Consider the following 25,017-nt stretch of genomic DNA (forward strand, 5'->3'; position numbering starts at 1 on the left):
GAAATAGTGTTTGTTTTTGCTGCTAGATAGCACATTCAGTCCCTAATTCACCGCAACTTGTTGGTGGTGGCTTACTGGTAGCGTAGACACTCCACCGGGTCGAGCTTTGCTGCGCGGCGAGCGGGGTAGAAGCCAAAGATTACGCCGATTCCGACGGAGACGGCGAAGGCCAGCAGCACGGTGGCGATTGAAAAACTCGGTGTGATTTGCCCGCTGGCACCGAGTTCGCCAAGAATCCCGGATCCGGAGGCAAACATCGCGAGGCCCCATGCCAGCAGATAGCCAATCAGGACACCTAGCAGTCCGCCGGTGACGCACAGCGCCGAGGATTCGGCCAAAAACTGCGCGGTGATATCGCGACGACTTGCGCCCAGAGCGCGGCGGATGCCGATCTCGCGGATGCGCTCCGTTACGTTGGTAAGCATCATATTCATAATGCCGATACCGCCGACAAGTAGCGAGATGCTGGCGACAGCGCCCATGATGAGCGAGAACGCGCCCATAAAGGAGTTGAGCGCATCGATGGCGCTTTTCATGGAGGTCGCCGATACACTGTCGTACTCATCCTCCTCCTCGATGCCCTTCATCGCGCGCACCTTGGACTCGATGGTCTTACAAAGCTCATCCATGTCCGTACCCTCGGCGGCAAGTGCTGTCACGCTGGGGAATGAAGGATTCTCGTCGCCAAACAGTCCGGAGATAGTTTCGCGTGGCATATACAGCGTGAGCGAGCCCATGGAGTCGCTGCCCCCATCAATCACGCCTACAATCTGCACCTCGCCGTTGGACACCTTGATGGTTTTCCCCAGCGCATCCTGTTCGTTGCCGTAAAGCTGATCGGCGCCGTTGCGGCTGATGAGCGCCACGCGCGAGCCTGATTGGGACTCGGCCTGGGAATAGGTGCGCCCCGCAACGAGCTTGCTGGCCCCCACGGCGTCGAGCATGTCGCTATCGACACCCTGTGCCATGACGGTATAGCTTTTATCGCCGGTCTTATACTCGGTATACGCGCTGTCGACAATGCCGATCTGCTCTATCTGCGGCACCAGTTTTTGAAGCTTCTCGATGTCCGACTCGGTGAGTTCTTGCGACGAATAGATTTGCACCATGCGTGCCGCATTGAGGCCCAGGCTGTTGACCAGGCTGTTTTGGATGCCGCCGATGAGCGAAGTCATGGCGATAACCGAGGCGATGCCGATGACAATGCCCAGGATGGTGAGCAGGCTGCGCCCCTTGTTGGCCTCGAGCGAGTGAAGGGCTTCCTGGATGAGATCGCGGGCGCTCATGCCATCTCTCCTTTCGGCGGGTTGGCGGAGGCGGAAATCATGGGCAGGCTATCTACGGCGCTGCGCAGGGTCCGCGGTGCATGTGGAATATACGCGCCGTCGTGAATGCGACCGTCGCGGATGGTCACGGCACGGTCGGCCTCGGCGGCGATGCCGGGGTCGTGTGTGATAAGCACGATGGTTTTGCCGCGCTTCTGGAGCTTATGGAAGGTCTCCATCACAAGCGCTCCGGTAGCGGAGTCCAGGTTTCCCGTCGGCTCGTCGGCCAGAATGATGGGCGGGTCATTGACGAGGGCGCGTGCGATGGCGACGCGCTGCATCTGGCCGCCCGAGAGCTCGGATATGCGGTGGTCCCAGTGGTCGACGGGCAGCGTGACAGCCTGCAGCGCGTGCACGGCGCGCATTTCGCGCTGGCTACGGGGCACATTGGTGTAGGCCAGCGGCAGCATGACGTTTTCGATAACCGACAGGCGCGGCAGCAGGTTGAAGCTCTGAAAGACAAAGCCAATGCTCAGGGCGCGAACTTCGGTGAGCTCGTCATCGTCAAGCTCGGCCACGTTGAGCCCTTGCAGGTAGTAGTCGCCCGCCGTCGGCTTATCCAGGCAGCCTAGGATGTTCATGAGCGTTGATTTTCCCGAGCCCGAGGGGCCAGTGACAGCGACGAATTCGCCGGAATTTACCGCCAGGCTCACGTTGTGCAGGATGTGGGCGCAACCCGCCTCGCTCTCAAAAATGCGGTGCACGTTGCGGATGTCGATGACGGGACGCATTACATGCCCTCGTCGGCAGACATGCTGCCCGAATTCGCGCCGTAGCCGCCGTCAGCCATTGCGTCCGCTCCGGTGTCCATGACGAGGGTGTCGCCATCGCGCAGCTTGGTAACCGGCACGTTAGGGTTGATCTCGTTGCCCTGGTCGTCTCGCTTGACCTGTGTCTTGCCGACTACGGCTTCGTTGTCGTTTTGCGTCACGACGGTCACCTTAACGCGACGGGTCTGCTTGCCCTCGTCATCAGTCGCCACGTTGACGTAATAGTGTTCGCCGTCTTCGGTGATGAGCGCCATCGTCGGCACCATTACCACGTCGTCGAGCTGCTCGGTCACCACCGATACCTCGGCCGTCATGCCCGGCTTCAGGCGCGCGTCGGGCGCCTCGATGAGAATGTCGACGTTAAAGGTTACGCTGCCGCCGCCACCGTTGGCGGCGTCGGAGTTTGCCACCGACGCGATAGCCGTGACGGTGCCCATGCTCACGATATCGGGAAACGCGGGATACGTGACGTTGGCGCTCTGCCCAACGGCGATCTTTGCGATGTCCTTTTCGCCCACCTGCACGGTCACCTTCATCTTGGATAGGTCGGCGATCTGCATGCACTGCTTGCCGCCGCTCGTATCGCTTTCGCCCATGATCATGCCGCCCGTTACCGTGGCGCCCACCTTGGCGTTGAGCTCCACGATACTGCCCGAGCTCGGGGCCGTGACCGTACGGCTGACTACCTTGGCGTTCGCCTGATCGAGGTTTGCCTGGGCCGATGCGAGGCTGCGCTGCGCGGCCGATACGGCGTTCGTGTCCGCCGATGCGGCGGAGATGCCAGCCGCTGCGGAAGCTCCCTCGACGTCCGTCATTGGGGTGGCCTGTGCGGCGGCTACGGCTTTCTGCGCGTTGGCGAGGTCTTCCTGGGCGGCTGCAACTGCACGCTGCGCCTCGGCAACGTTGCGATCGAGCTCGTCGTTTTTAATGGTCATAAGCACGTCGCCCTCGTTGACGGATTGGCCTGCCTGCACGTTGATCGAATCGACCGTGCCGTCGACAGAAGGGGAGACCACTGAGGACGAAATGGGTTTGAGCTGGCCTTTCGCCTCGACCGTTGTGGTAAACGTACCCTCGGTCACCATGTCGGTCACAGGCCCACTAGTGCCCTGTGGCTGCGCATTGATAACCAGGGTTGCGATAATGGCAATGAGCGCGATGACTCCCACGACGCCGGCGGCAATACCGCGTCGAATCAGCTTTTTACGTCGACGTTCGGCACGTTTTGCCTTGAGCTTGGCATATGCCTCTTCATCGGAAATCTCGGCCGTATCGTTTGTGCGTTCGCCTTGTTTGTCGGCAGGTATGTCTGTAATCAGAGGAATCGTTTCGGTGGCACCTTCGGGCGAGTGCTCGGTATCATCCGGGCCCGGGGTGAGCGTGGGGACATTCGGCATAGCGTCTCCTTTATAGAAAGAACCTCGATAATTATATGCGCCCACCGGTTGGGGCGGGCGCATATGGCGGATTCTTTCGGAACTGTTAGATTGGAGCGTCAGTTCCCCGTTGTGTGAAGGCGTGTTTTCCTACGAGTGCACGACCACGCACAGGCCGACTTTGATGCAGTCGTGAAGTGCCCTGGCGTCGGCCAGGCGCAGGTTGATGCAACCGTGGCTGCCGCACCACTTGTACGACTCGGCGTTATCGAAGCTCTTGTCGTTTTGCCAGGTGGCATCGTGGAAGCCGATCATATTGCCCTCGAACGGCATCCAGTAGCTCACCGGGCTTTCGTATTTGGGCTTACCGGTCTCGGGGTCCTTGGCTCCGATCAGGGTGCTGCCGCCGTCGTTGCTGTTGATCTGCCACACGCCCTCGGGGGTGGCGTCTTCGCCCGGTTTGCCGGAAATAAAGTTGGCCTCCCAAACGATATTACCGTTCTCGTCATAGTAGCGCGCGTGCTGCTCGGACAGGTCGACGTCGATATACGCCTTCCAGTCGGGCTCTCCCTTTGCGGTAAAGGTGTCGGCCTTCTGGGAGTACTTGATCTCGATTTCGCCGGTCTGCTTGTTGTTGATGGCGTCCTCGACCTGCTTGGCGAGCGAGCTGCTGTCGATGGACCAACCAAAGTCACCGCCTTCGACGGCGCACTGCTTGCCATCGGCGCGCGTCCACCAGCGAGTGGAGCCCACGGTATTAAAGCCGTTGGCGAGCTCGGCTGCCCAGCTGCTGATCTGCGACGTATCGAGCGTGGGGTTGGCCGGATCGGCAAAGCTGATCCACTGCAATACGGAGCTGCCATCAACTTTGCCGGCATCCTCGCCGTTGAGCTTAAGGGTCACGTTGACGCCCAGGAAGTTGTTGGCGGCATCGCATGCGGCCTGAATCTGATCATCTGTCAGCGTTCCATTGAGTGGCTCATAGGCATCGTTGCCGAGCTTGGAAAGATCTACGGTCTCGGCCAGCGAGGAAAGCTCGAGCTCGGCATACTTAATGACATGCTCGCGGTTGATTTTTTCGTTGGAGCGCGCCTTCTCGACGGTAAACTTGCCGGCCTGCTCGTCATAGGAGCTATTGGCCTCGAACGTGCCCGAACGGCCCTCGTTAAACTCGTCGATAGCGGCGCCCAGGTCCTCCTCAAACTTCTTTTGGTCAAAGGTGTCGGAGAGCATGGACAGGTCGACGTCTTGATCAAGATCGACTTCGTTGGAGGTAGCAGTTGTTTTGGTCTTGCCGCTTAAGGATTCCACAAGGCGGACCGGCCAAATAAAGGCTTCGTTGTGGTTGATGATTTCTTTTGCGGCAGCTTCACCGTCGACGATGGGTTCATCGGACTCGGGCTGATAGGTCCAGCTAAAGTCATCGCCTGTCACGGTGAGCTTATAGTGCTTCCATGCCGAGTTGACCTTGGTGGCGGCAGACGAAGCGTTGGAGAACGAGACGTCGACGCCGGCGATGGTGGTGTTGGGGTAGGCTACCTGCGAAAATGCTACGACGCCTACGATATAGACAATGACGATTAGACCCAGGACGACAAAGAGCGTCGTCTTTTTGCCCGACTTTTTGTTCTCGGCGGGTTTGCGCGCGGGGCCACGATCGCCCCGAGCGTGCGTGGGGGGCTGCTTGGGCGCATTGCCGTTTGCCTGGCGCTGCTGACGTTGTTGACGCTGCTGTCGCTGTTGGTTCGGGCGTTGGGAAGCGTTTGCTGCACTACGCTGCTGACCGTGGCTCGGCGCGATAGGACGCGGCGACTGAACGCCGCCGGTGTGCCTGCTCGGCTGCTGCGGATCGGGAATCAGTTGAGTTCGATCGTTTTGCGACATCGTATGCATATCCTTCGATTTTCGCCTTGCGGTTCATCGTGTTTTTACTGGGCTTGCATTATAGCGATTGCCCTGCTGTTTGTGGTACGGAAACGGTGGCATTCAAAAGAGGTGGGACATTTGTCCCACCTTTGAGTCGTTCTTTGCCGCTATCCGCACACACCGCATTTTGCACAGGCCGAAAGTGCGGCCGGAGCCTGCGCGATGCCGCCCTTTGCCGTCTCGCGCAGCGTGGCCGGCAACGCGTGGCCCACCGAGAGCATGACATGTGCCATCTGGTCAAACGGCACCAAGCTCTTAATGCCTGCGAGAGCGAGTTGTGCCGAGCTAAAGGCCGCTGCCACGCCAATGGCGTTGCGGTTTTGGCAGGGCACCTCCACGAGGCCACCGACGGGGTCACAAACGAGGCCCAGCAGGTTACTCAGCGCGATGGAACTGGCGTCGAGCGCCTGCTCGGGCGTGCCGCCGAGCATCTGCACCAGCGCGGCGGCTGCCATGGCGGCGGCGCTTCCCACCTCGGCTTGACAGCCACCCTCGGCGCCGGCGACGCAGGCGCTCGTGGTGAGGTTGAGGCCGATGGCGGCTGCGCAGTAGAGCGCGTCCATGACTTGCTCGTCGTCGAGCTGCAGGCGATCGGCGAGCGCAAGCACGCAGCCGGGTACAACACCCGCGGACCCTGCCGTGGGGGCGGCGACGATCACTCCCATCGTGGCGGAGCGCTCGAGCACGGCCATCGCGCGGGCCACGGCTTCGGTCTGGACGGGGCCCATCAGGCTTTCACTCAAATCGTTGCGGCCGGTGGCTTCGACAAGCTTGGCCTCGCCGCCGATTAGCCCGCCGAGCGAACGCTGCGGATTGGCGAGGGGGGCCGTGGTCTCCTCGCGCATAACCTCGAGCACGCGGCGCATGGCGGCGACGGCGTGGGCCTCGCCGGTCAGACGCGCCTCGCGAACGGCCATGACGGCGCCGATGCTGAGCCCCAGTTCCTCGCACGCATCGAGCAGCTGCTCACCGTCGTCGAAGATTTCCTTGGCCGAGACGCCGGGGGAGAGCGACGAGGCAGAACCGGGGAGCTCGATAAACGTTGCGTAATCGACATTGTCGAGCTTGCGCAGCATGGGGACGACGGTGTCGTCGGGCGCGCCGTCGGTCTCAAAGACGGAGTAGGCCTGGCCGCCCACTTCGGTGCGGTAGGTGCGGCAGAAGGCGATGTTCACGTGTGCGTAGGCGAGCAGGTTGGTGAGCGCGGCGAGTACACCGGGGACGTCCTTGTGCGCCACGAAGAGTGTGGAGTACATACCTGAGATGTCGACGCCGACGCCGTTAATGCGGCTGATGCGCATCTTGCCACCGCCCAGGCTCTCGCCGCGGACCTGTGCCGTGGCGCCCGTGTCGTCGACCATGTCGATGTCGACGGTATTGGGGTGGATGGAGGCGTCGTCGCCCTTGATGTCAAAGTGATATTCTAGGCCCTGCTCGCGCGCGAGGTCGAAGGCCTGCTTGATGTTCTCGTCATCGGTGTCGAGGCCCAGGATGCCCGCGACGAGCGCACGGTCGGTGCCGTGGCCGCGGTAGGTGTGGGCGAAGGAGTTCCACAGGCCAAAGGTGACCTTGGTGATGCGGCCTTCCAGCAGGCTGGCGGCAACTTGGGCGCAGCGCAGGGCGCCGGCGGTGTGCGATGAGCTGGGGCCGACCATGACGGGGCCCAAGATCTCGAATGCCGAGGTCGTAGCTAGTGTTTGCGGCTTGCCTGCCATGGGTGCTCCTGTTCTATCCCGTCGTCCCGAGGGGCGGGGCATACTCTATCCCGCCGTTCCGAGGGCTTTGGTATTTGGTCGCCTGCTCGGGCAGTCCTGCTCGCACGGAGAGCACATTAAGTGCTCTCCGGCTCGTGCGGAACTCGCGACCGACCAGATACCAAAGCCCTCGGAACTTAGGATACATGGTTGAAGTCGCTCTGCTGCGAAATTTATCGGCCTATGACCTATTCCATGTCCCAGGTCGGCTCATCTTCACCACCTTTAAATAAAAAAGAAGTACCGGTTGGAGCCGGTACTTCTTTTGGTGCGTTGTTTTTTGGCTGTAGCTTTTCGAGTTAGCTTACAGGCCGCAGGCTGCTTTGAGTTCTTCGACTCGGTCGGTCTTCTCCCAGGTGAAGTCGGGGTCTTCGCGGCCAAAGTGACCGTAGGCTGCCGTCTTTTCGTAGATGGGGCGACGCAGGTCTAGGTCGCGGATGATTGCGCCCGGGCGCAGGTCGAAGGTCTTCTCTACGGCCTCGACGATCTTGTCCTCGGCGACCCTAGCGGTACCGAAGGTGTCGACCATGATTGAGAGGGGCTTGGAAACGCCGATGGCGTAGGCAAGCTCGACCTCGCAGCGGTCGGCCAGACCGGCGGCGACCACGTTCTTGGCGACCCAGCGCGCGGCATACGCGGCGGAGCGGTCAACCTTGGTGCAGTCCTTGCCACTAAAGGCACCGCCGCCGTGACGGCCGTAGCCACCGTAGGTGTCGACGATGATCTTGCGGCCGGTGAGGCCCGTGTCGCCCATGGGGCCGCCCACGACAAAGCGACCGGTGGGGTTCACGTAGATGTCGGCGTTGTCCCACGGCATGTTCTCAGCGGCCATGACCGGGGTGATGACGTGCTCGATAAGGTCGGCCTTGATCTTGCCCATGTCCTCGATCTCGGCAGCGTGCTGCGTGGAGATGACGATGGTCGTGACCTCGACGGGCTTGCCTTCCTCGTAGCGCACGGTGACCTGGGTCTTGCCGTCGGGACGCAGATAGGGCAGGGTTCCGTCGTGACGCACGGCGGCCAGGCGCTCGGCTAGGCGACTCGCCAGGTAGTGCGGCATGGGCATGAGGGTCTTGGTCTCGTTGGAGGCATAACCGAACATCATGCCCTGGTCGCCGGCACCGATCAGGTCGATCGGGTCGGTGGTAGCGCCGGTCTGGGTCTCGAAGGACTCGTCGACGCCCTGGGCGATATCGGGTGACTGCTCGTGGATGAGGCTCATAACGCCGCAGGTGTCGCAGTCAAAACCGAACTTGGCACGGTTGTAGCCAATGCGGCGGATAACGCCGCGAGCGATTTCCTGCACGTCGACGTAGGCCTGGGTGCGAATCTCGCCGGCGACGATGACGGTGCCGGTGGTCACGAGGGTCTCGCAGGCGCAGCGAACGTTCTCCACGTTGGCAGGCACGCCGTTGGGGGCGATGTAGCCCTGCTCCTGGAGCTCTATTTCTTTGGCGAGGATTGCGTCGAGGACGGCGTCGCTGATCTGGTCGGCGATCTTATCGGGATGACCTTCGGTCACCGACTCCGACGTAAAAACGAAGGACCCGTGTTGGGGTGGGATGGAACGAAGTTCTTCTGACATGATTGTCCTTTCAAAAACGTGTCCCAGCGACCGTTACCATTCCGCCGGGCTCTCTATGCAAGGGCACATCATAGCGCGTAATTCAAACATTCACACCCTTTCCGCACCTATTCATTGGGGACAGACTTAAATGACCGGCCGGGCACTCATTGGGGACAGGCTTAAACGAACAGCCTTACCTAAGTGCCGACAGGTTGCCCAAAGACTGGTCATTTAAGTCTTTCCTCAATGACTGGGTCGGTGCCCTTTATGCGGAGGTTGCTTTGATGCTTTATACTGGTGCGGTTAGACATCCATCCTGCAATCGAGGAGATTTCCATGGCATCAGACGTTCGCGTCCGCTTTGCACCCTCACCGACGGGCAAGCTGCACATCGGCGGCGCCCGCACCGCTATCTATAACTGGGCTTTCGCCCGCTCAAACGGCGGCACGTTCATCCTGCGTATCGACGACACCGACCCCACCCGCTCCACCGACGAGAACACGCAGATCATCCTGCGCGCCATGCGTTGGCTGGGCCTGGACTGGGACGAGGGTCCCGAGGTGGGCGGCGACTTTGGCCCCTACGCCCAGACCGAGCGCTTGGACCTGTACAAGCAGGCCGCCCAGAAGCTTTGGGACGAGGGCAAGGCCTATCCCTGCTTCTGCACCAAGGAGCAGCTCGACGCCGACCGCAAGGCCGCGCAGGAGCGCAAGGACCCCTTCCAGGGCTATCAGCGCCGTTGCCGCGATCTTGATCCCGAGGAGGCCCGCCGCCGCATCGAGGCCGGGGAGTCCTACGTCCTGCGCATCAAGGTGCCCGTGGACCGCGGCGACGTCGTCATCCACGATGCCGTCCACGGCGAGGTGACCTTCGACGCCAAGGAGCTCGACGACTTTGTCATCTTCCGCTCCGATGGCACGCCCACGTACAACTTCGCGACCGTCGTCGACGACGCCATGATGAAGATCACCCATGTCATCCGCGGCGACGACCACCTGTCCAACACCCCGCGCCAGGTCATGGTCTACGAGGCCCTCGGCGCGCCCGTGCCCACGTTCGCCCACATCTCCATGATCCTGGGCGCCGACGGTAAGAAGCTCTCCAAGCGCCACGGCGCAACTTCGGTGGAGGAGTACCGCGACGCCGGTTACCTTTCCGACGCCTTCGTCAACTACCTGGCGCTGCTCGGCTGGTCGCTCGACGGCGAGACCACGATCATCCCGCGCGATGTCCTAGCCAGCAAGTTCTCGCTCGACCGCATCTCCAAGAACCCGGCGACCTTCGATCCCAAGAAGCTCGATTGGGTCAATGCCGAGTACATCAACGGCATGTCCGACGCGCAGTTTGCCGATGAGATCATGGTCCCCAAGCTGCACGAGGCGGGTCTCATCGAGGGCAACGTCGAGTACGGCGAGGACTGGATTGATGCGCTTGCCGCCATCGTCAAGCCGCGCACCAAGATGCCGACCGACGCCGTGACCGTCGCCGCTCCCATCTTTGCTACGGCCGAGACGCTCGAGTATGACGAGAAATCCGTTAACAAGGGCCTGGCTAAGGAAGGCATGGGCGCCATTCTGGATGTCGCCAAGGCTGCGCTCGAGGGCGTGGACAAGTGGACTGCCGGGGCCATCGACGCCGCGCTTGAGCCGCTGCCCGAGCAGATGGACCTCAAGAAGCGCGTGGTGTTCCAGGCCTTGCGCGTCGCCGTCTGCGGCAACATGGTTAGCCCTCCGCTGGGCGAGACCATGGCGCTCGTCGGCCGCGACGACTGCCTGGCGCGTATCGACCGCGCTCGCACGATGGCGCTGTAGTAGACGCGCAAATGCATGTATCCGAGCCCCGTTCACCCGAGCGGGGCTCTTGTTTCTGTACCGATGAGTGGGTTGCTGGGACAAAATAATCAGTAGTGTTTGTCCCATGTTCGAGTGACGCAACGAGCTCGACACTCGTATCGGCCATGGGACAAACTCTACTGATTATTTTGTCCCACCCCTTTCAGGTCCGTTCGTTAGAGGTGGTGTATGGCTCAACAACTGTCGCTGTTTGGTTTGCCGGAACCGGAGGAAGCTCCGGTGAAGCCCAAGCCTGCCGCTGCCTCGGCTCAGTCTAAGCCTTCGTCCGAGCCCCCTGCCGCCTACGCGAGCGTGGTCCTCGACATCCCCACCCGTGCGCTGTCGGAACCGTTTGCTTACGGCATCCCCGAGTCCCTTGCCAACGAGGTCCAGATCGGATCCACGGTCCTGGTCCACTTTGGTAACCGTGCCGCCGCGGGCTATGTCGTCGACATTGCGCCTGATCTGGGCGATCTGCCGGGCAACAACTCCCTCGACCCGGTGCGCATCAAGCCCATCGAGGCCATCCTCAGCAAACCGCTCTTTACCGCCGAAGCCGCCCGCATCGCACGTTGGATGAGCCGCGAGTATGTCGCGACGCTTTCCGAGTGTCTGCGCCTGTTCTTGCCTCCGGGTGGCAGCCCGCGTGTGGTCAAGGGCGACGACGGTGTGTGGACGGTTGAACGTCCAGCCGTCAAACCCATCCAAAACCGCTGGGTGATGCTTACGCCCGAAGGCTTTGACTACACGCCACCCAAGACCGCGGTCCGCCAGCGCCAACTCATCGAGGCGCTCCAGTGTGGTCCTGTCACGACGCGCGACCTCAACCTTCTCTATAACAGTATGTCGGCGACCATCAAGGCGCTCGAAAAACGCGGCATCGTGGTGGTGGAGGAGCGCCGTGCCTGGCGCGGTTGCAGCGAGCAGACTACGCTGTCCTCGGCAAGCGGCAAGGCGCCGGTCTCCCTTACCAACGGCCAGCAACAGGCACTCGCGCAGATTGAGCGCGCCCGCCTTGACGCTCATGGCGACGTGGTGCTGGTTGACGGCGTCACCGGCTCCGGCAAAACCGAGGTTTACCTCTCCGCTATCGAGCGCGTGCTCGCGGCAGGCCGCTCTGCCTGCGTGCTCGTGCCCGAGATCTCGCTGACGGCCCAGACCGTCGGCCGCTTCCGCTCGCGCTTTGGCGAGACGGTCGCGGTCTTCCACTCGCGCCTTTCGGCCGGCGAGCGCCTGGACCAGTGGGACATGGTTGCCAATGGTACTGCCCGCGTTGTCGTCGGCGCGCGTTCGGCGCTCTTTTGCCCGCTCAGCGACCTGGGTCTCATCATCATCGACGAGGAACACGAGACCAGTTACAAGCAGGGCTCCAGCCCGCGCTACCATGCGCGCGAGGTTGCGGCCGAGATGGCGCGCCGCTATCGCTGCCCACTTGTGCTGGGCTCGGCCACGCCTTCTGCCGAGGCCCTCGACCGCTGCCGCCGCGGTACATACAACGGTGCTACCTGGACGCGTGTCGAGATGCCCGAGCGCCCGGGACTCGCCGTGCTGCCTACGGTCCGCATTGCCGACCTGCGCCGTGAGTTTTCACACGGCAGCCGCTCCATGTTCTCAAAACCCTTGATGGAGGGCTTGGAGCGTGTGGTCGAGCGTCGCGAGAAGGCCGTGCTGCTGCATAACCGCCGTGGCTTTGCGCCGTTCCTGATGTGTCGCGAGTGCGGCTGCGTTCCCACCTGCAACCACTGCTCCACAGCGCTTACGTATCACGAGCGCACGCACACGCTGCAATGTCACACATGCGGATCCTCCTGGCGCGTGCAGCCGTATCCCGCGCCCACGAGTCGTTGCCCCAAGTGCGGCAGCCGCTACCTGGCAAAAATGGGGCTGGGCACGCAGCAGATCGAGGACGCACTGCACCAGATGCTGCCCGAGGACGTCGCCATCATCCGCATGGATGCCGATTCCACGCGCGGCAAGGATTCGCACAAAAAGCTGCTCGAGCAGTTCGATGCGGCCGATTGCGCCGTGTTGCTGGGCACCCAAATGATCGCAAAGGGTCTCGATTTTCCCGAGGTCACGCTCGTGGGCGTGGTCAATGCCGACTTCGCCCTTAAGCTGCCCGATTTTCGCGCAGGGGAGCGCGCCTACGATTTACTGGAGCAGGTCGCCGGCCGTGCCGGTCGTGGTGATCGTCCCGGCGAGGTGATCGTCCAGACCTACCTGCCCGAGGATCCGGTCATTCGTGCCGTCGCTGAGCACGACCGTTCGATCTTTACCGACTACGATTTGGACCAGCGCCGCGACGCGCTGTACCCGCCGTTTGTTCGCCTGGTCAACATCTTGGTGTGGTCGGCAAACCGAGACGACGCGCAGGACTACATTGGGCGCATTGCAAAGCTTCTTAAGCGCCGCTGGCATGCCGCCGCGCCCGATTTTTTGCGGGCGGGGAGTGCCGTGCCGCAGGTGCTAGGCCCGGCTTCGTGTGTAATCGAGAGAGCCAAGGACCGTTACCGCTTCCATCTGCTTGTGAAGTCGCCCGTGGGGTACCATGTCTCTGATGATATCGACGCCTGCCTCAAAGAGGTGAGCTCTGTGCGCGGCGTGAGCGTGAGCGTTGACGTCGACGCCTATGATTTGATGTAACAAACCGAAAGGATGGCCATGGAAGCCAACGGAATCGTACTGTCGCCCGACCCTCGTCTGCGCCAGGAGTGCGCCGTCATCGAGGAGATCACCCCGGCGATCGAGGCGCTTGCCGAGAAGATGAAGAAAATGATGTTCGATAACGGCGGTTGCGGCCTGGCTGCTCCGCAGATCGGCGAGCTCATTCAGCTCGTTACCATCGACTGCGACTACAGTGACAAGAACGACTACGACCCGTACGTGCTCATCAATCCCGTGATTGTCGAGCAAAGCGACCATCTCGTTCCGTATAGCGAGGGCTGTCTATCCATTCCTGGCATTAGCTGTGAGATCGAGCGTCCCGACCATGTCGTCGTCGAGGCGTATGACCTGGACGCCAACCTGATTCGCTATGAGGCCTCGGGCGATCTGTTCTGCGTGTGCCTGCAGCACGAGATCGATCACCTGCACGGCAACACCATGTTCGAGCGCCTTAAGCCTATGCAGAGGATCAAGGCCGTCAAGGAGTACCAGGACGCCCTGGCCCGCGGCGCTCGACCGGGCGAGACTGAGTAGGTTTGTCCGTCCCCGGGGCGCCCGCCTATATCATCCCGTGCTCAAACATTCTCGCTGCGCTGCGAAACTGCGCGCGGGACGATATAGGCGGGCGCCCCGGGGACTACGTTGACGCTGCTTGTCTCGCCCAGGTGCCGTCGGGCCAGGGATGGGCGTCTTCGCTGATAGGTGCTTTGTTGGAAGAGCTGCTTTTATTGCGGCTCTTTCCTTGGTTTTGGGTATATTTGTTCTTGTTGAATTGTTATTGCGGATGGCCTGGGAACCTTGCTTTCCGCTGTTCTTTGTAGCCGTCTCGGCTTTGGTTGAGGGGAGACGATCTTTATGCGTATTGTGTTTATGGGTACGCCTGATTTTGCTGTGCCTTCTTTGACTTCGCTTGTTGAGGCTGGGAATGAGATTGCGCTTGTTGTTACTCGTCCTGATGCTGTTCGCGGGCGTGGTAAAAAGTTGGAGCCGTCTCCTATTAAGGCCAAGGCGCTTGAGCTTAGGTTGCCGGTTATTGAGGCTAATCGTATGACGGCCGAGGTTGTTGAGGCGCTCCAAGCTGCGCAAGCCGATATTTTCTGTGTGGCTGCTTATGGTTGCATTTTGCCGGATGAGGTGCTGCATATGGCGCCGCTTGGTATTGTGAATGTTCATGCGTCCTTGCTGCCTCGCTGGCGTGGGGCTGCTCCTATTCAGCGTGCCATTCTTGCTGGTGATGAGATTGCTGGCGTTTCTATTATGCGCATTGGGCATGGCGTGGATACCGGCGCCTATTGTGCGCAGGCCTCGACCTCGGTTGCCGGTAAGCATGCTGAGGCGCTGACCATGGAGCTCGCTGAGCTCGGCGGCAAACTGCTTACCGATACGCTTCCCTCTCTTGCCGATGGCACTGCCGTGTGGACTGAACAGGATGAGGCGCTCGTTACCCATGCTGCCAAGATTTCTAAGCAGGAGATGCGCTTGGATCCGCAAATGGCGGCGCTCGATTGCGTGCGTCATGTGCTCGCTTCGTCCGATACCGCGCCTGCTCGTTGCGTGATTGCCGGCAAGACCGTGCGTGTGCTCGATGCTGCGGCGGCTGATGTGTCGCTCGGCGAGGGTCAGGTTCTCGTTAAGGCCAAGCGTGTTTACCTGGGCCTTTCTGATGGCTCGGTTGAACTGCTCGAGGTTAAGCCCGATGGCAAGCGTGCTATGACTGCTTCTGCTTGGTCTGCTGGCCTGCAGGGTGCCGATCTTATCTGGGGTGTTTTGTCATGAGCAGGCTGTCTCCCGCGCGCAAGCTTGCGCTCGATGTGCTGATGGAGGCCGATCGCCGCGGCATGTATGCACGCGACGTGCTGTCCTCTCGCGCATTGGCCAAGGCTATTGACCAGCGCGATTCCGCTTTTGCCGCCCGCTTGGCGCTGGGTGTTGCCGCCACGCAGGGTATTTTGGACGAGCTGCTCGATCAGTTTCTCGATAAGCCCAAAAAGGTTGCGCCGCGCGTTCGCATGGCGCTTCGTATTTCTGCCTTCGAGATGCTCTACCTGCATACGCCTGGCCGCGTTGCCGTAAGTCAGGGAGTTGAGCTGGTTCGCTGCGGTGCTAAGTCCGCCGCCGGTCTGGCGAACGCCGTTCTGCATAAGGTTGCGGACAACGTCGATGATTTTGCCGCCGCGGTGGATGCCGATGAGTCTGAGCGACGCTTGGTTCGCCTGTCTCGCCTGATGGGCTTGCCGCGATGGCTGTGCGCTCGCATTATGGCATCGTTTGACACACCAGAGGGTGCGCTTAACTTTGCCGGCAATCTGGCCCCCGCGCCGCTGGCCCTGCATGAGAACGCTTTTGCTTCCAAGCCCGATCCGTATATCTCGCAGCTCGTCGCGCCTGTCTTCCCGGGCTGCCATGCCCCGGTTGATGCCCAGGTTACCGTTGCTTCGGGTGTGTTTGAGCGTGCTGCCGCGGTGGCCTCGGACCTTAACGCCCAGCTTATCGCCACAGCTGCCACGCGCCCTGGTTGCTGCCTTGAGATTGGTGCCGGCCGTGGCACCAAGACCTATGTGATGATGTGCCAGGCCAAGCGTGCGGGCTATGAGCGTCAGCATACGGCGCTCGATTTGCATGATCGCAAGTGCGACCAGAATCTCGCTCGCCTGCATAAGGCAGGTATTCAGGGCGTTCGTACGGTTTCGGGTGATGCTTGCGAGCTTGATGAAGTACTGACGTCGTTTGATGCCATGCTTGGCGAGCCGGTTAAGTTCGATACGGTCTTTATCGATGCGCCGTGCTCTGGCACCGGAACCATGCGTCGTCATCCCGAGATCCCGTGGCGCCTGACCGAAAAGGATGTGACGGTTGAGCTGCCCAAGCTGCAGCTGACGATGCTCAAAGAGGCTGCTGCGCGCGTGGCTGCCGGCGGCGAGCTCATCTATGCGACGTGCTCGGTTTTCGACGAGGAGAACACGCAGGTCGTGGAAGCGTTCCTGAGCTCTCCCGAGGGTGCCGGCTTTAGCGTTGCACCGCTTTCCGAGGCGCAGATTCTTCAATTGCCTGAGTTCGCCCAGGCCAAGAAGCTCGTCTCCGTACGCCAAAACGTTCGAGGCCTCTTCCAAAGCGTACCGGTAAACGCCGATTCCTACGACGGCCACTTCTGCGCCCGCCTGGTCCGTAAGTAACTACTAAGTTGCGATGAAATAGGGATTGAATAGCGGCTTTTACCTGCCAAACAGTCCTTATTTCACCGCAACTCATAAGGAAACCTGGGTATCTAAAGAAGCGGCCCCGCGATCGGTGTTGATCGCGGGGCCGCGTTGTTTCTAGTGGCTGTGAGGGCAGTTGGCGCAGCAGCCGCTGGTGGCGCTGGTGCTGGAGCCGCCGCTTCGCTGGTCGGTGTTGTAGAAACCGCTGCCCTCAAATTTAATGCCGCTGGCCGAGAACGTCTTGGCCGCCGGAGCGCCGCAGCTCGGGCACACGACCTCGGGAGTCTCGGACATGGGATGCTCAACCTCAAACACGTTGCCGCAGCTCGAGCACTTGTAATCGTAGCGCGCCATAATACTTCCTTTTCAGCACAAAGCGGGCAGATTACTCTGCCCGCAAAAATTCAAACGTTTGTAACTGTACCCTATATCGGGGGTTTTATCACGCTTCGTCCCAGAATCTATGGTTGTTGCGCAGGAGCTGTGCGGTTTTGTCCTCAGCGGCTACAATGTCCGCCTCGTCAGCCTGCCAGGTCCAGTTGCCCGTGGCCACGCCCGGAACGTTCATGCGCGCGTCGTCGCTAAGCCCCAGAATATCCTGTAGCGGCATCATCACCAGGGGAGCGTCGCTTGCCAGCGCGTCGCTCATCAGCTTGGCCGCCACCTCAACACCGCTCGGCACGTCGCCGCCCGCAAAGGAACGCGTGCACCAACCGGCCAGCGTCGACGTATCGTGCGTCGAGGTGTACAGGATTTTGCCCGGCGTGGGATGCACGCCGCAACGAACGTCGTAGTCGCTAAACTCCAGCACATCCATGCCGGGGAAGCCGCAGGTGGAAGCCATGGCGCGAACGCCAGGCGTCAGATAACCTAGGTCCTCGGCGATAAAGTTGAGCGGACCTAGCTCGTCGTAGGCGGTCTGGAACAGGTCTTTGCCCGGGCCCGCCAGCCAGCGGCCATCGGCACAGGCCTTGCCGGCGGGGATGCTAAAGTAGCTGTGGAAGCCCAGGAAGTGGTCTAGGCGCACGCGGTCGTAGAGCGAAAACGCACGACGCAGGCGATCCATCCACCAACTATAGCCGTTCTCCTTCATGTGTTCCCAGCGGAAGGTGGGGTTGCCCCACACCTGGCCCTCGGGCGCAAAGTTGTCGGGCGGCGCGCCCGAAATCTCAATCGCCTTGCCGGTGTCGGACAGCCAGAAGTTCTCGGGTTCGCTCCACGCGTCGGCCGAATCATCCGAGACATACATGGGGATATCGCCGATGACCTCGATGCCCTTCTTGTGTGCATAGTTCATGAGCTCGCACCAGGCCAGGTCAAAGCGATACTGCATGTACGCCTGCAGCTCGGCCTCGTCGTGGAAGCGCTTGTCATCGATCAGGTGCTCGTTGTAGCGCGCGACATCCGCCGGCCAATCGTGGCGCGACAGTCCCTCAAAGTGCTTCTTTACCGCCATGTAGACGCAGTACTTCTCGAGCCAGTCGGCATTGCGATGTTTAAACGCGGTGTAGAGCGGGTCGGCATCCTCGCCGCCGCGGGCCTTCCAGGTGACGAAGTCGGCAGCCAGCTCCTCGTGGCTCTCGGGCAGCAGGTCGATATTGCCTGCAAAGGCCGAAGGACCGGCGTAGGGGGAGCGGAAGAAGTCCGTGGGATTGACGGGCAGGACCTGCCAGTAGCGCATGCCCATGGCAGCCAGGTGGTCGATAAAACGACGCGTGGGCGCACCGATCGTGCCAGGCTTGCCGTCATCGGTCGGCACCGAGGTGATGTGGCACACGACGCCCGCGCCATGATCGAGCGGCTCCTGCAGGCGCTTCTCGGCATGGTGATAGATGATCGAAGAGCCCAGCGGGTACAGGTCGAGCGTGACGGTACCGTTGTGGATTTCGCATTCGTGGCCGCTGATCACGTCGCTTGCACATTCGCCGAGCGCCGGGATCGTCACGCAGTGCGAATTGCGCAGGCTGCGGTTGATGATAACCGTCGCGGCCTCGCCGTCTTTGCCCGTGCGGGTGTAGGCCAAGACGTCGTCGTTGAGAGCGAAGGCCTTGATCTCGCCATCGACCATAAAGGGCAGAGCGCGGCGCACGGCAGATGCGTTCTTAACGATGGCCAGCGTATCGAAGTCATGGAGTTGGTCCTTGGTCGGCAGGGTACGACGGTTGCCCGGATCGGTGAGGCCCTCCAGCCCGTACTCATCGCCGTAATAGATCGAAGGCACGCCGGGGAAGGTCATCTGCATGAGCGTTGCCAACCAAAAACGGCTCTTGGCCAGGCCCATCGAGTTCTCGTCCAGGCGCCATTTGCTGCGCTCGCTCTCGGGCAGCTGCGACTCGTCGGGGCCACCGCCGAGCACCGAGATAATGCGCGGGCGGTCGTGGCTCGAAAGCAGATTGAGCGCGCAGGCCAGTGCCTCGCGCGGGTAGTTCTCGCGCAGGGTCTCGATGTCCTCAGCAGCTTGATAGGCATTCTTGTAGCCCATCAAAAAGCCGATGACCATGTCGCGGAAGGGGTAGTCCATGGCAGAGTCGAGCTCAGAGCCCTGCAGGTAGCGGCGCAGATGGCCGTAGCTGATCTTGTTGGAGGCGTCTTCCCAGACCTCGCCGAGCAGCAGTGCGTCAGGTTTCTCGGCGAGCACGGCCTTTTTGATCTCGGCCAGGAAGTCATCGGAAAGCTCGTCGGCCACGTCCAGGCGCCAACCATGGGCACCGGCGCGCAGCCATTTGCGGATCACGCCGTCCTTGCCCAGGAGCCGCTCGCGCACCAGTTCGGAGCTCTCGTTGATGGCGGGCATGTTTCCCACGCCCCACCAGCAGTCATACGAACCGTCTTCATGGAAGTAAAACGCATCGCGCCACGGCGAGTCCTCGCTTTGCCAAGCACCGACGCCGGGATAATTGCCGTAGCGGTTAAAGTAGATCGAATCGTCGCCCGTGTGGTTGAAGACGCCGTCCAGGATGATGGAGATGCCCAGCTTCTCGGCTGCCTTGCACAGCTCGGTAAAGTCCTGCTCGGTGCCCAGGATCGGGTCGATCTTGGTGTAGTCGGCCGTGTCGTAGCGGTGGTTACTCGCGGCCTCAAAGATGGGGTTGAGGTAGATGGCCGTAAAGCCTAGCTCGGCAATGCGGCGCAGGTCATTTTGGATACCCTTGAGCGAGCCGCCGTAAAAATCCCAGGTCTTGATGGAGCCGTCTTCGGCACGCTCGTACTCGGGCGGTTCGTTCCAGTCCTCGACCATGCGGCGCTGGATTCCTTTGCGCGGTTTTTCAACTTCGGCAAGCGTGCGTTCGCGCCAGTTTTCGTCGCGTGCATAGCGGTCGGGGAAGATCTGGTAGACCATACCGCGCTCGTACCAAGTGGGACGGTTCTCTCGGTGCTTGTAGACGGTAATCTGGAAGGACGGAACCTCGGCGTAGTTGTAGGTCACACCCTCGCCACCGGTGCGACCCTGCGGTGCACCCAGGCGTACCGCAGGCTGGCCCTCGATGTTGCAGATAAAGCTGTACCAGATAAGACAGGGCTCAGTGCACTCAAGCTCTACGGTAAATATGCCGTCGCCCTCGTGCGTCATGGGATACAGAGACTCACCGATTTCATCGACCCAGGTGCGCAGGGTGAGCGTTGCCTGGTTGGGGTCGGCATCCTCCAAAATCACCGAGAGCGAAACGGAAGTTCCTGTGGTCACAGCGCCAAACGGAGTACGAAACTGCGGCAGACGGCTGTTGTGAATCAATCTCATAATACGGTCCAGTTCAATAGAATCACGGCCTGCGGGCCATGGGCTTTACGCGCAAGTTGTAAGTATATCTTTTGTACACAGGCTGTATAAACAACATCCGTTTACCATCGGCGAACGGTTGTCCTAGAAAATCGATTTACCACTACCTACAGAGAAGGGACGCCCGGTTGGAGCGCCCCTTGCTTAGGGTTTGATGAGGTTTTGAATCGTCTGTATGCTAGCGGCGCTTGCGGGTGGCCGTTGCCTTGCGGACGGAGGTCTTCTTGGTCGGGGCCTTTTCCTCAGTCGGTGCGGCGGGGGAGACCGGGGTCTCCATTGTGGGCTCGGGCTTGGCCTTTACTGCGGGTTTGGCCTCGGCCTTAGCTTCCGCCTTAGGAGCAGCAGCCTTGGTCGTGGTCTTTTTGGCCGTCGTTGCAGTGCGCTTGCGCGTGGTGGTTTTGGCGGCCGGCTTGGCCTCGACAGCTGCCTCGGCCTTGGACTCGGCAGGCGTCTCCTCGACCTTGGCGGCCGGCTTTGCGGCAGCCTTGGTTTTGGTCGACTTTGTGACCGTGGCCTTCTTGGCGGTCGTGGTCTTGGTCGCGGTCGTCTTCTTGGCTGCAGTCTTGGCCGGAGTCTTCTTGGCCGGCTTGGTCTCGGTCTTTACCTCGGGAGCAGCCTCGGCCTCGGCGGCCTTCTTGGCAGCGGCGGTCGTGCGCTTGCGCGTAGTCGTTGCCTTGGCGGTAGTTGCCTTGGCAGCGGTGGTCTTGGTGGCAGCGGCCTTGGTTGTCGTAGCCTTCTTGGCCGTCGTCTTGCGCGTCGTGGTCTTCTTGGCAGCAGGCTTCGCAGCCGGCTTAGCCTCAGCCTCGGGAGCAGCCTCGGGAGCTGTCTCAACCTTCACCTCAGATTTAGCCTCAACCGGCTTCTCCTCAGCCTTAGGCTCGGGCTTGGCCACAACCTCGGCCTGGGGCTCGGGCTCGGCCTCAACTTTCTCAGCAACAGCCTCAGGCTCGTCGACAACAGCCGCCGGCCTCTCAATCTCCGGATGCATAAAGAAGTACAGGTCCAGATACTTGTCGGCCGAGCGCGTCCAGCTAAAGTCCTGGCTCATGGCCTGCGTGACCAGCTGGTTCCAGGCATCGCGGTTGTCCCAGAACAGGCGTGCCGCACGGAACACGGCGTCGCCCATCTCGTCGCCGTTAAAGTTACTAAACGAGAAGCCCGTGCCCTCGCCGGTAAACTCGTTATACGGAATCACAGTGTCCTTCAGACCACCGGTCTCGCGTACGATAGGCAGGGTACCGTAGCGCATGGCAATGATCTGCGACAGGCCGCAGGGCTCAAACTTCGAAGGCATCAGGAACATGTCGGCGGCAGCATACATGCGCTGCGACAGCGCCGGATCGAACTCGATGCGCGCGGCCATGGTGCCGGGGTACTTGTCCTGGAAGTAGCGCAGGCCGTCCTCGTAGTCGCGGTCGCCGGTGCCCAGCACCGCCACCTGCACGCCGCCGGCCAGAATGCGGTCGAGCGCGTACATGACCAGGTCCATGCCCTTTTGGCGCGTCAGGCGCGTGACCATCACCATGAGCGGGCGGTCGTCGCGAACCTCGAGCCCCAGCTCTTCCTGCAGCTTGGCCTTGCACACGGCCTTGCCGGAGCGGTCTTCAACCGTGTAGTTGGCGGCAATGCGCTTGTCGGTCGCCGGGTCAAAGCCCGCCACGTCAATGCCGTTGAGGATGCCCTGCAGCGCGTACGAACGCTCGCGCAGAACGCCGTCCAGGCCCTCGCCAAACTCGGGCGTCTGGATCTCGTTGGCATAGGTGGGGCTCACCGTAGTGATGGCATCGGCATAGCGCAGGGCGCCCAGCATGTAGTTGATGCTGCAGGCGTCGCAACGCAACTGCGAGGCGGCCGCCGGAATATGCGCCACGCCCAGGATGTCCTCCATCACGGTGTCGCTAAACTGGCCCTGGAACGCCACGTTGTGGATCGAGAACACGGTCTTGACGCGGTCGTACAGCGGCAGGCCCTGGTAGAACTCGCGCAAGAACACTGGCGCCAGCGCCGTCTGCCAGTCGTTGCAGTGCAGGATGTCGCACTCAAAACCGGCCGGCAGGTGCTGCAGACTCTCGGTGATGGCCTTGGAGAAGAACGCAAAGCGCTCGCCGTCATCAAAGAAGCCGTACGGATAGTCGCGCGCAAAGTAGCGCTCGTTGTCGATGAACATATAGGTGACGCCGTCGTGCTCGAGCTTCTCGAGACCGCAGTACTCGTTGCGCCAGCCCAGGCTCACGTAAAAGTCGGAGAAGTGCTCCATCTGCGCCTTGTACTCGTCCTTGATGGTGGCGTACTTGGGCACCATGACGATGACCTCGGCGCCGGCGCGCACAAGCGCCGCGGGCAGCGAGCCCGCCACGTCGCCCAGGCCACCGGTCTTTACAAACGGTGCGCACTCGGCCGAGGCAAACACGATCTGCATCTTTTTGCTGGAATCTGCCATATTGTCTCCCATGTTGCAATTCGAGAATAGCCGCCTGGCGCTAACCGGGCGGCTATTCTACATGTTACGAGCGATGTTGCGGTGCCAACGTTAACGTACGATGGTGGTGTCGGAAGTTAACGGAGCCTTGCCCAGCACCAGGATGTTCTCGGGCGTGCCGCGAAGCTCGGTGTTGGTGGGAACCACGTTGTTCTTGTCTAGAATGGCGTTCTCAACGCGGGCGCCGCTCTTGATGATGCAGCTCTGGTTGATGATCGAGTTGGTCACCGAAGCGCCCTCCTCGACCACGACGCCGCGCGACAGGATCGAGTTGCGCACGGTGCCCTTGATGATGCAGCCGGCCGAGATGATCGAGTTGCACGCGTGGCTGCCGGTCGCATAGCGCGAAGGCGGCACGTCGTGGGCCTTGGTCAGAATCGGGCGCTCGGGATCGAAGAGCTGGTCGGCTACTGTCTGGTCGAGCAGGTCCATGCTGCGGCGATACAGCGACTTCTCGCTAAACACGCCCACGACCTCGCCCTTGTACTCGTAGCTGCACACGTCGATGTTGCCAAAGTCGCCCTGGAGTGCCTCTAGCAGGTCCAGATAGTCGGCGGCCTGGTAGTGGTCGATGATCTCGAGCAGCGTCTCGCGGTTGACGATGCAGCAGTCCATAGAGGCGTTGTCGCCGTACACGACGCCGGCGCTCACGCCCGTCAGGCGGCCGTTCTCGTTAATCTCGAGCTTGGTCTCGTCATCAACATTGCGCGTGGCCTTGCAGTACACCACGGTCATCTGGGCGCCAGAGTTCTCGTGCGCCTCGATGATGGTGTTGAGGTCCATGTTAAAGATGATGTTGGTGCCCATCATCACAACATAGGGCTTCTGCGAGCGCTGGAACAGTGTCTTGTTGGAGATGATGTCGCGCAGCAGGAAGCGCATGCCGCCCTTGGTGGTGCCATACGCGTTGCCGGGGACCATGAACAGGCCGCCCTTCTTGCGGTCCAGGCCCCAGTCCTTGCCCGAGCCCACGTGGTCGATCAGCGAGCGGTAGTTACCCGGCATGACGACTCCAACGGTCTTGATGCCGGCATTCATCATGTTGGACAGCGGAAAGTCGATCAGGCGGTAGCGGCCCAAAAACGGAACGGACGCGATGGGGCGGTCCTTGAGCAGGACACTGCCGTAGGACGAAGAGTAGTTAGCGGTGATATAACCGATGGCCTTGCGATTGATCATCGGATCATTCCCCCTTCCCGATAACGACGTCATTTCCAACGACGGCCGTATCCTTGGTGGTATCGACAGAGCCGAGCTTCACGCCCTCTTCGACCGTGGAGTTCTCGCCCAAAATAGCGCGGCAGATGTGCGCGCCGCTCTTAACGTGCGCGCCCGGCAGTAGCACGGAGTCCTCGACCACGGCGCGCTCCTCGATGATGACATCGGTCGAAAGGATCGAGTGGCGAGCGGTGCCGTAGATCTTGCAGCCATTGGAGACCAGGCAGTCGTCTAGGCGGCCGTCCGGGCCAATGTAGTGCGGCGGACGCGTGGTGATGTTGGACATGATGGGGAAGTTCTTGTCGAACAGATCGAACTCGGGGTTGTTACCCAGCAGGTCCATCGAGGTCTCATGGAAGCTGGCGATGGTGCCGACGTCCTTCCAGAAGCCGTGGAACTCGTAGCTGTACAGGCGCTTGTTCTCACCGAGCAGCTTGGGGATGATGTCCTTGCCAAAGTCGTGGCTCGAGCGCTGGTCCAGAGCGTCCTCCTCGAGCGCCTCGATCAGCACGTCGGCCGAGAAGATGTAGATGCCCATGGACGCGAGGTTCGAATCGGGCTTCTCGGGCTTCTCGGTGAACTTGGTGATGCGGCCGTCCTCGGGGTCGGTGGTCAGGATGCCAAAGCGGCTGGCCTCCTCCCACGGCACGGGCATAACGCTCACCGTGAGGTCGGCGTTGTTCTCAATGTGCGTCTTGAGCATCTTGCGGTAGTCCATGCGATACAGGTGATCGCCCGAAAGAATCAGGACGTACTTGGGGTCGTTGGCCTTGATGTAGTCGAGGTTCTGCGTAATGGCGTCGGCCGTGCCCGCATACCAGGCGCCGCCGGTCTGCGTCTCGTACGGCGGCAGGATCGACACGCCGCCGTCGCGGCTGTCCAGATCCCACGCCTCGCCGGATCCCACGTAGGCATGCAGCAGGTAGGGACGGTACTGCGTCAGAACGCCCACCGTGTCGATGCCCGAGTTGGAGCAGTTGGACAGCGAAAAGTCGATAATGCGGAACTTGCCACCAAAGCTAACCGCCGGCTTAGCGATCTTTTGGGTGAGTGCCCCCAATCGGCTGCCCTGTCCTCCTGCGAGGAGCATCGCGATGCATTCTTTCTTACTCATCGATTTCTCCTTCTGT

General features: G+C 61.1%; 16 protein-coding genes. 5 read left to right on the forward strand and 11 right to left on the reverse strand.

The window, feature by feature from the left end; all coding sequences use genetic code 11:
- Positions 1-71: 71 nt before the first annotated feature.
- The 6 genes from DWY03_RS02015 to metK form a co-directional block, all read right to left on the reverse strand.
- Positions 72-1,286, reverse strand: coding sequence for an ABC transporter permease (locus tag DWY03_RS02015; protein WP_117837178.1), 1,215 nt, complete (start codon positions 1,284-1,286; stop codon positions 72-74).
- On the reverse strand, positions 1,283-2,056 hold the full coding sequence (locus DWY03_RS02020) for an ABC transporter ATP-binding protein (RefSeq protein ID WP_117837177.1): 774 nt from the start codon (positions 2,054-2,056) through the stop codon (positions 1,283-1,285). Before DWY03_RS02020 ends, DWY03_RS02015 begins: the two co-directional genes overlap by 4 nt.
- Positions 2,056-3,492: an efflux RND transporter periplasmic adaptor subunit gene (locus DWY03_RS02025; protein WP_158558599.1), complete on the reverse strand. Its 1,437-nt coding sequence runs from the start codon at positions 3,490-3,492 to the stop codon at positions 2,056-2,058. The genes DWY03_RS02020 and DWY03_RS02025 overlap by 1 nt, the downstream gene beginning before the upstream one ends.
- A gap of 129 nt (positions 3,493-3,621) precedes the next feature.
- Positions 3,622-5,355, reverse strand: a complete 1,734-nt coding sequence (locus DWY03_RS02030) for a L,D-transpeptidase (RefSeq protein ID WP_158558600.1) — start codon at positions 5,353-5,355, stop codon at positions 3,622-3,624.
- 149 nt (positions 5,356-5,504) lie between these two features.
- The gene (gene sdaAA / locus DWY03_RS02035; RefSeq protein WP_117837174.1) at positions 5,505-7,112 is read right to left on the reverse strand and encodes an L-serine ammonia-lyase, iron-sulfur-dependent, subunit alpha; all 1,608 of its coding nucleotides are present in this window, start codon (positions 7,110-7,112) and stop codon (positions 5,505-5,507) included.
- A 343-nt stretch (positions 7,113-7,455) separates the two neighbouring features.
- Complete coding sequence (gene metK, locus DWY03_RS02040; protein ID WP_117837173.1) at positions 7,456-8,736, reverse strand: methionine adenosyltransferase; 1,281 nt, start codon at positions 8,734-8,736, stop codon at positions 7,456-7,458.
- 318 nt (positions 8,737-9,054) lie between these two features.
- On the opposite strand from metK, the gene gltX reads away from it, so the two are divergent.
- The 5 genes from gltX to DWY03_RS02065 all read left to right on the forward strand — a co-directional run bounded on the left by gltX (position 9,055) and on the right by DWY03_RS02065 (position 16,388).
- Positions 9,055-10,530 carry a glutamate--tRNA ligase gene (gltX, locus tag DWY03_RS02045; RefSeq protein ID WP_117839770.1) on the forward strand — a complete coding sequence of 492 codons (1,476 nt, stop codon included), beginning with the start codon at positions 9,055-9,057 and terminating at the stop codon, positions 10,528-10,530.
- Positions 10,531-10,740: 210 nt separating this feature from the next.
- Entirely contained in the window at positions 10,741-13,194 is a 2,454-nt protein-coding gene (gene priA, locus DWY03_RS02050; RefSeq protein WP_117839771.1) for a primosomal protein N', read from the forward strand.
- Positions 13,195-13,212: 18 nt separating this feature from the next.
- Positions 13,213-13,749 carry a peptide deformylase gene (def, locus tag DWY03_RS02055; protein ID WP_117790334.1) on the forward strand — a complete coding sequence of 179 codons (537 nt, stop codon included), beginning with the start codon at positions 13,213-13,215 and terminating at the stop codon, positions 13,747-13,749.
- Between the two features lie 321 nt (positions 13,750-14,070).
- Positions 14,071-14,991 (forward strand): methionyl-tRNA formyltransferase, encoded by a 921-nt coding sequence (gene fmt / locus DWY03_RS02060; protein WP_117839772.1) that lies wholly within the window; start codon positions 14,071-14,073, stop codon positions 14,989-14,991.
- Positions 14,988-16,388, forward strand: coding sequence for an RsmB/NOP family class I SAM-dependent RNA methyltransferase (locus DWY03_RS02065; protein WP_117839773.1), 1,401 nt, complete (start codon positions 14,988-14,990; stop codon positions 16,386-16,388). The genes fmt and DWY03_RS02065 overlap by 4 nt, the downstream gene beginning before the upstream one ends.
- A gap of 141 nt (positions 16,389-16,529) precedes the next feature.
- Here the strand turns inward: DWY03_RS02065 and DWY03_RS02070 are convergent, their stop codons facing one another.
- The 5 genes from DWY03_RS02070 to DWY03_RS02090 all read right to left on the reverse strand — a co-directional run bounded on the left by DWY03_RS02070 (position 16,530) and on the right by DWY03_RS02090 (position 25,001).
- Positions 16,530-16,766 carry an FmdB family zinc ribbon protein gene (locus DWY03_RS02070; RefSeq protein ID WP_055310612.1) on the reverse strand — a complete coding sequence of 79 codons (237 nt, stop codon included), beginning with the start codon at positions 16,764-16,766 and terminating at the stop codon, positions 16,530-16,532.
- 88 nt (positions 16,767-16,854) lie between these two features.
- On the reverse strand, positions 16,855-20,151 hold the full coding sequence (locus tag DWY03_RS02075) for a 4-alpha-glucanotransferase (RefSeq protein ID WP_117839774.1): 3,297 nt from the start codon (positions 20,149-20,151) through the stop codon (positions 16,855-16,857).
- A gap of 217 nt (positions 20,152-20,368) precedes the next feature.
- Positions 20,369-22,630: a glycogen synthase GlgA gene (gene glgA, locus DWY03_RS02080; RefSeq protein WP_197032794.1), complete on the reverse strand. Its 2,262-nt coding sequence runs from the start codon at positions 22,628-22,630 to the stop codon at positions 20,369-20,371.
- Between the two features lie 90 nt (positions 22,631-22,720).
- Positions 22,721-23,848: a glucose-1-phosphate adenylyltransferase subunit GlgD gene (gene glgD / locus DWY03_RS02085; protein ID WP_117837171.1), complete on the reverse strand. Its 1,128-nt coding sequence runs from the start codon at positions 23,846-23,848 to the stop codon at positions 22,721-22,723.
- Between the two features lie 4 nt (positions 23,849-23,852).
- Positions 23,853-25,001 carry a glucose-1-phosphate adenylyltransferase gene (locus DWY03_RS02090; protein ID WP_035138263.1) on the reverse strand — a complete coding sequence of 383 codons (1,149 nt, stop codon included), beginning with the start codon at positions 24,999-25,001 and terminating at the stop codon, positions 23,853-23,855.
- Between the last annotated feature and the right edge of the window lie 16 nt (positions 25,002-25,017).

This window comes from Collinsella sp. AF23-2 (assembly GCF_003459245.1).
In the GTDB taxonomy this organism is placed as follows: domain Bacteria; phylum Actinomycetota; class Coriobacteriia; order Coriobacteriales; family Coriobacteriaceae; genus Collinsella.